Here is a 1034-nt window from a genome sequence, read left to right on the forward strand (position 1 = left end):
GGGGCGGGCAGGAAGCCGCGTCCGGGGTCTTCGCCGTTGATGCGGAACTCGAAGGAGTGGCCGCGCAGGGTGGGGTCGGTGTAGCCGAGTTCCTCGCCGTCGGCGATGCGGAACATCTCGCGTACGAGGTCGATGCCGGCGACTTCTTCGGTGACGGGGTGTTCGACCTGGAGGCGGGTGTTGACCTCGAGGAAGGAGATGGTGCCGTCCGCGCCGACGAGGAACTCGACGGTGCCGGCGCCGACGTAGCCGGCTTCCTTGAGGATGGCCTTGGAGGCGGTGTAGAGCTGCTCGTTCTGTGCCGGGCTCAGGAAGGGGGCGGGGGCCTCCTCGACGAGTTTTTGGTGGCGGCGCTGCAGGGAGCAGTCGCGGGTGGAGACGACGACGACGTTGCCGTGGGTGTCGGCCAGGCACTGGGTTTCGACGTGGCGGGGCTTGTCGAGGTAGCGCTCGACGAAGCATTCGCCGCGTCCGAAGGCTGCGACGGCTTCGCGGACGGCGGAGTCGTAGAGCTCGGGGACTTCTTCGAGGGTGCGGGCGACCTTGAGGCCGCGGCCGCCGCCGCCGAAGGCTGCCTTGATGGCGATGGGCAGGCCGTGTTCCTCGGCGAAGGCGACGACTTCGGCGGAGCCGGATACGGGGTCCGGGGTGCCGGCGACCAGGGGTGCGCCGGCGCGCTGGGCGATGTGGCGGGCGGCGACCTTGTCGCCGAGGTCGCGGATGGCCTGCGGGGGCGGGCCGATCCAGATCAGGCCGGCGTCCAGGACGGCCTGGGCGAACTCCGCGTTCTCCGACAGGAATCCGTAGCCGGGGTGGATGGCGTCCGCGCCGGAGTCCTTGGCGGCCTGCAGCACCTTCGCCATGTCGAGATAGCTGGTGGCCGGGGTGTCACCGCCCAACGCGAACGCCTCGTCCGCCGCCCGGACATGCGAAGCGTCCCGGTCCGGTTCCGCGTAAACGGCAACGCTCGCGATACCGGCATCCCGGCACGCCCTGGCCACGCGGACAGCGATTTCGCCACGGTTGGCGATGAG

1 protein-coding gene is annotated in these 1034 nt (G+C 70.4%); it reads right to left on the bottom strand.

Features of this window, described 5'->3' with window-relative positions:
- A partial coding sequence (locus ACIPWY_RS40315) for an acetyl/propionyl/methylcrotonyl-CoA carboxylase subunit alpha (protein WP_401537099.1) occupies positions 1-1034 on the bottom strand: 1034 nt, incomplete at both ends.

Source organism: Streptomyces sp. NPDC090032, from assembly GCF_044748025.1.
In the GTDB taxonomy this organism is placed as follows: Bacteria; Actinomycetota; Actinomycetes; order Streptomycetales; family Streptomycetaceae; genus Streptomyces.